Origin of the sequence: Mesorhizobium sp. M7A.F.Ca.CA.004.06.1.1, assembly GCF_003999135.1 — a bacterium.
In the GTDB taxonomy this organism is placed as follows: Bacteria; Pseudomonadota; Alphaproteobacteria; order Rhizobiales; family Rhizobiaceae; genus Mesorhizobium.
Window position 1 is genome coordinate 1 of the sequence record NZ_RZPQ01000402.1, and the last position, 5,338, is coordinate 5,338.

Annotated in this window: 7 protein-coding genes; 2 read left to right on the forward strand and 5 right to left on the reverse strand. The window is 64.0% G+C overall.

Going from position 1 to position 5,338, the window contains the following annotated elements; all coding sequences use genetic code 11:
- The 4 genes from EN906_RS21680 to EN906_RS21695 form a co-directional block, all read right to left on the reverse strand.
- Positions 1 to 724: tripartite tricarboxylate transporter permease (locus EN906_RS21680; RefSeq protein WP_206529149.1), on the reverse strand; the 724-nt coding region annotated here is incomplete at its 3' end.
- Between the two features lie 10 nt (positions 725 to 734).
- Positions 735 to 1,208, reverse strand: coding sequence for a tripartite tricarboxylate transporter TctB family protein (locus EN906_RS21685; protein ID WP_127271254.1), 474 nt, complete (start codon positions 1,206 to 1,208; stop codon positions 735 to 737).
- Positions 1,209 to 1,283: 75 nt separating this feature from the next.
- Positions 1,284 to 2,261 (reverse strand): tripartite tricarboxylate transporter substrate-binding protein, encoded by a 978-nt coding sequence (locus tag EN906_RS21690; protein ID WP_127271256.1) that lies wholly within the window; start codon positions 2,259 to 2,261, stop codon positions 1,284 to 1,286.
- Between the two features lie 135 nt (positions 2,262 to 2,396).
- Positions 2,397 to 2,852, reverse strand: coding sequence for a DUF2214 family protein (locus EN906_RS21695; RefSeq protein WP_127271258.1), 456 nt, complete (start codon positions 2,850 to 2,852; stop codon positions 2,397 to 2,399).
- 202 nt (positions 2,853 to 3,054) lie between these two features.
- On the opposite strand from EN906_RS21695, the gene EN906_RS21700 reads away from it, so the two are divergent.
- Complete coding sequence (locus EN906_RS21700) at positions 3,055 to 3,588, forward strand: GNAT family N-acetyltransferase (RefSeq protein ID WP_127271811.1); 534 nt, start codon at positions 3,055 to 3,057, stop codon at positions 3,586 to 3,588.
- Between the two features lie 137 nt (positions 3,589 to 3,725).
- Here the strand turns inward: EN906_RS21700 and EN906_RS21705 are convergent, their stop codons facing one another.
- Entirely contained in the window at positions 3,726 to 4,712 is a 987-nt protein-coding gene (locus tag EN906_RS21705) for an IclR family transcriptional regulator (protein ID WP_245473134.1), read from the reverse strand.
- Between EN906_RS21705 and EN906_RS21710 the strand changes: the two genes are divergently transcribed.
- Positions 4,681 to 5,338, forward strand: a 658-nt coding sequence (locus EN906_RS21710) for a tripartite tricarboxylate transporter substrate-binding protein (protein ID WP_164777282.1), incomplete at its 3' end; no start/stop codon positions are given. The genes EN906_RS21705 and EN906_RS21710 overlap by 32 nt on opposite strands.

Here is a 5,338-nt window from a genome sequence, read left to right on the forward strand (position 1 = left end):
GCATAAGGCCGGTGACCTTGCGGATCATCACGGAGCGCTCATCCTCGTTTTCGAGGTTGCGCAGGATCTCGGCGACGCCAAAGACGCCGACCGCCACCGCAACGAAATTCAACCCGTCGGCATATTCCCGGATTCCAAGCGTGAAGCGCGGCGTGCCGGTGTAGATGTCGGTGCCGACAATGCCGAGCAGAAGGCCGAGCACGACCATGGCCAGCGCCTTGACGATAGAGCCGTGGGCGAGTGCGACGGACGAAACCAAGCCGACGATCATCAGCGAAAAATACTCGGCCGCGCCGAATTTCAGCGCGATCGCCGTCAGCGGCGGGGCAAAGATGGCGACGAGGAACGTCGACACCGTGCCGGCAAAGAACGAGCCGATGGCCGCGATCGCGAGGGCCGCTCCGGCGCGGCCGTTCCTGGCCATCTGGTAGCCGTCGATCGCGGTGACGGCGGACGAGGATTCGCCCGGCATGTTGATGAGAATGGCGGTGGTCGAGCCGCCATATTGCGCACCGTAATAGATGCCGGCGAGCATGATGAGGGAGGAGACCGGATCGCCGATCTGGAAGGTGATGGGCAGAAGCATGGCGATGGTCGCGGTGGCGCCGATGCCGGGCAGGACGCCGATCAGCGTGCCGAGAAGGACGCCGATCAGGCAGAAACCGAGGTTGGTCAACGACGTCGCCGTCGAAAAGCCGAGCGCGAGGTTGTCGAGGAGATCCATGCTCATCGCCTCACGATGCCGACCCTGGGGCCAGCCACGGGCCGAAGCGGCGGAACGGCAGGCCGAGCGCGTAGCTGAAGACGAGGAAGGCAAACAACGTCAGACCGGCCGACAGCACGAGCGCGGTCAATGGCTTCATGCGGCGGCTGGCAAACGACGCGATCAGCGCCGTCAGGAAGATCGACGGGATGAATCCGAGGCCGCGCACTGTCAGGCCGAAGAAGATCGGAGCAGGCAGGATGAGCAGCATGCCGCGCCACGCAATGTGCCCGATCGCTTCGCCCTCGACGCGTACGGCCTGGACGAGAATGACCGCGCCAAGCAGGATCAGCACGATCGCCAGGACCAGCGGAAAATAGCCTGGCCCCATGCGCAAGGCGGTGCCGATTTCGAGACCGAGCGATTGCAGCGCGAACCATGCGCCGAAACCGATGAACAGGGCGGCGCACAGGCCGTTGGCCCTGTCGATCGCGAAAGGTTTCATGATGGTTCTCCAAGCCCGCACTGGGGTAGCGATGCCGAGCGGAATAGGGGCGCTGGTGGCGCCCCTATTCAAACCTCAGTCGGCGTACTGGCCGGCGGCTTCGATGATCGGCTTCCAGCGCGCGATCTCGCTTTCCAGCTTGGCCTTCAGTGCGGCGGGCGTGGCATCGGCCTCGAGCGACGGCTTGGTGCCGAGTTCGGCGAAGCGGGCGGCGACGTTCTGGTCCTTCAGCGCGACCTGCAGCGATTTCGACAGGCGTTCGGTGATCTCGGCCGGCGTGCCCTTGGGTGCATAGAGACCATGCCAGATGCCGACCTGCACATCGGGAAGGCCGCCTTCCACCGCCGTCGGCACGTCCTTCAGCACATCGAGGCGTTCCGGCGAGGTGACGGCATAGGCCTTGATGGTGCCGCCCTGGATCTGCTTGGTGGTGTTGGTCGTCTGGTCGCACATGATGTCGACCTGGCCGCCGAGGAGATCGGTCATGGCCGGGCCGGTGCCCTTGTAGGGCACGGTGACCAGCGGCGTCTTGATGGCGCTCATGAACAGCATGCCGCATAGATGCGAGGCCGCACCGATGCCGGCATTGGCGACGGTTATGGAATCCTTGTTGGCCTTGGCGTACTCCACCAGCCCCTTGAGGTCGGTGGGCTCCAGGTCCTTGCGGCCGACGATGGTCATCGGCACCTCGGTGACGAGGCCGACATATTCGAAGGCGTTCAGCGTGTCGTAGGCGAGCTTTCTGTACAGCGTCGCACTTGTCGCCATGCCGATATGATGGAGCAGCAGCGTATAACCGTCCGGCTCGGCGTTGGCGACGCGGCCGGCACCCAGCGTGCCGCCGGCGCCGCCGACATTTTCGACGATGACCTGCTGGCCGAGATCCTTCGACATCGCTTCGGCGACGAGGCGCGTGACCGTGTCGGTCGGGCCGCCGGCTGCAAACGGCACCACAACGGTGATGGTGCGTTCAGGATAGGTCTGCGCGCCGGCAGTGAACCCATAAAGCGCGACGGCCGCAGCAGCAGCCAGAGTGGTGACAAATCTTCTCATCGTGATCTCCTCCCAATACGTAAATCTCCAACCGCTGCGCGGGGTCCTCTCAACACCCTGCAGATGGAGCAACAACTAGCGCAAATTAACAGATTGCAACCGGACTCAAACGGCAAACTGCTGATGGGCGCCATCCTAATAGCCGTAGCCACGCGCCATCGCCGCGGCGAAGACCGGGATGAGCAGGAAGATGAAAGCTTCGGCGCGGATGTAGGTCTTCACGGACGCAAGCTCGGCCGCCGGCACCTGAAACGAGGCATTGCCGCTCGCCTGCCTGCTCCAGGATATGAAGCGGACGGTCGGGATGATCGACAGCAGGCCGACCACGACGAACGCCGCTATCTTGGCCCAGAACACCCAATTGTGGACGTAGAATTCCCAGCCCTTGAGGCCATAGAAGACGCGGCCGATGCCGACGACGATGATCAGCGTGGCAATGATGCCGTAATGGCGGTCGATGCCGGCGAGCCTCTTGAGCGTTGCAGCGCCCAGATCGCCGCGGATCAGGACGAATTCGGCGCCGATGATTCCCGCCAGCGAAAACACCAGCAGATGATGGAAGATCGCAAGCACAAGATCGGTGGTGTCCATGCTCTTTCCCTGGGGTTTGACGGCACCGCCCAGCGCCTGAAAAAAGGTCGCGCTGGCAGGTGTTGAATCAGCCTGCCGTGAAAAATAGCACCGTCGCGCAAAATTCCCATAGCGGTGGCTGGATGATGGGCCGTGTTGCCCTGGCCCCTTGCGCAGCACCGGCGATTTGCTAAGCGCTGACGATCCGTGCGAGGCAGATCCCATGAACAAACCACAAGCGACCAGCGCTCCTGTCATCGAAACGAAGCGAACCATCCTGCGGGCACACCGGCTGGACGATTTCGACACCTATGCCGCGATGTGGACGGATCCCGTCGTCACCCGCTTCATCGGCGGCAAACCGCGCACGCGCGAAGAAAGCTGGATGCGCTTCCTGCGTCACGCCGGCCTGTGGTCGCTGCTCGGCTATGGCTTCTGGGCGATCGAGGAGAAGGCGACCGGACGCTTCATCGGCGAGGCCGGGTTTCACGACCTGAAGCGCGACATGGAACCATCGATCGAAGGCATTCCCGAGGCCGGGTGGGCGCTGGTTCCGGCCGTGCACGGGGCGGGCTTCGCCACCGAGGTGGTTGGCCGCATCCTGGCGTGGAGCGAAGAGATTTTCGGGCGCGAGAAGACCGTCTGTATCATCGATCCGGAAAACGGCGCGTCGCTGAGGGTGGCTGCGAAGTGCGGTTACCGGGAAGTGGTGAAGACCACCTATCACGACACTCCGACCATCCTGCTGGCGCGGTGACCTGAGCCGCGGGCTGACAGCTGCCGGCGCCGGCATGATGGCGCCTGTCGCCAGCAATGATGACGAGGCGGGCCGCGCCAAGAACCGCTGTGGCCTGGTCAAATTGACTTGAGCGGGGCTTCCAACGAGGACGTGTTCTACGGCATGGCGTCCGCTGCCAGGCTTGCCCGCTCGAGCATGGAGGCGTCCTCGCCGAAGGCGCGGGTGGCGCGGGCCGCCGCCTCGAGCAGCGGACGCTTCATGCGCTGCAGAAATGCCGCGTCGACGCGCGTGCTGGGTCCAGCCAGGGTCAAGGCGCCGAGCAGGACGCCTCCCGGGCCGAACACCGGCGCCGACACGCCCCCCGTCTCAGGGTCCCGGTCGCCCACGGCGAGGCAGTTGCAGGTCTCGCGGATGGTCTCGTACGGTTCGCCCTGCTGGCCCGAAAACGCTGCGAGCACGCGGCCTCCCGAGCCGAGCAGCAAAGGCAATACGTCGCCTTCGCGTATCGTGTAGCGGATCGGGTGCTTGGATTCGACGCGGTAAAGACAGGTGCGGACATCGCCCGAGCGAACATAGAAGGCAACGCTCTCCCAGCTTCGCTCGGAAAGATCGCGCATGATCGGCAGCAGGATATCGACCGCCACGACCGAACGCTGGTAGAGCGCACCGAGCCGAAAGGTCGCGGGTCCGACGCGGTAGCGTCCATTGTCGAGGCGCTCGAGCAATCGTCCGCGCATGAGGGAATTCGCAAGCCGCAGGATGGTGCTCTTGTAGAGGCCGGTGCGCGCCGCGATTTCGGCCAGGCTGAGCGACCGGTCATCCGTGGTGAAGGCATCGAGGATGGCAATGGCCCGATCAAGCGCGGCAACACCGTCCGCCGAGGTGCGATCTATTTCCCCATCTGCCGATTTGCTTGGCGAGTCCATGGTGGTTCCAGTTTGAAGAAAGCCGAGCGACGCGACTCTGTCGCGCCGCCAAATCGTTCTGTCCAGTAGAATATCGTTTCCGTTGACAGAACTCCGTAACATCTGCTTGAAATCGATGACGGGTCTGGATGCAGGCGCGTTTTGGCGGGCACCGGAGGAGGTGTCGTGATTTGGAGGAATCCCCATGCTGAACAGACGCAGATTTTTGATGAGCACCGCAGCCGTGGGTGCCGGGCTGATGACGTCGCATCTTTCTCCCGCTTACGCCGAAGGCGCGCCCCAGATACAGCTCTTCGTGCCTGCCGCACCGGGTGGCGGCTGGGACCAGACGGCGCGCACGATCGACCAGGTGCTGCGCAGTGAAAAGCTGATCTCGGGTTCGCAGATCACCAATGTCGGCGGCGCCGGCGGCACTGTCGGGCTGCCGCAATTCATCAGCCAGTGGAACGGCAAAGGCAATTCCCTGATGGTTGCCGGCATGGTCATGGTCGGCGCCATCATTGCCAACAAGGCCGCGAACAATCTGACGCAAGTCACCCCGATCGCCCGCCTCACCGGCGAGTTCGAGGCCCTGGTCGTGCCGGCGGAGTCACCGTTCAAGACGGCCGCTGATTTCGTCGCCGCGCTCAAGGCCGATCCGACAAAGGTTCCCGTCGCCGGCGGCTCCGCCGGCGGCTCGGATCACATCTTGTTCGGCTTGATTGCCAAGACGGTCGGCGTGCCGGCGACAAACCTGTCCTACGTGCCGTTCGCCGGCGGCGGTGAGGCGTTGTCGGCGCTGCTCGGCAACCAGGTCGCGGCCGGCATCTCCGGCTTTGGCGAGTTCTCCGAGCAGGTCAAGG